1 protein-coding gene is annotated in these 337 nt (G+C 74.5%); it reads left to right on the forward strand.

Annotated features, from left to right (window positions below; genetic code table 11):
• Positions 1-337 (forward strand): hypothetical protein (locus tag IF89_RS39895; RefSeq protein ID WP_043195052.1); only part of this gene is annotated, 337 nt, incomplete at both ends.

Below are 337 nucleotides of genomic sequence, written 5' to 3' on the forward strand. Positions count from 1 at the left end.
GGAGTACGGGCGGCCGCTGGCCGGACACGGCCCCGTCGTCACCCGCGTCGCCTCGCCCCTCGGCGCGGTGACCGAGATCGCCTACGAGGAGATCCCCGGATCCCCCGTCCCGGCGCTGGCCGCGACCCGCCTGCGCACCCTCGACGACAAGGGCGAACTGGCCGCACCCGAGCAGCGGTTCTCCCCCGCAGTGGAGGAGGGCCGCGCCTATACGGGTGCGGGGGGCGGTTTCGCGGGCGAGGACGATGTCTTCGACCAGCGGACCGGCTTCACCTACACCACCGAGGTCTCCCTCCTGGGCCCCGACGGCGAGGCGGAGCGCAGGGTGGTCTCCCAC

It is taken from the genome of Streptomyces sp. NRRL F-2664 (genome assembly GCF_000719345.1).
Classification (GTDB): Bacteria; Actinomycetota; Actinomycetes; order Streptomycetales; family Streptomycetaceae; genus Streptomyces.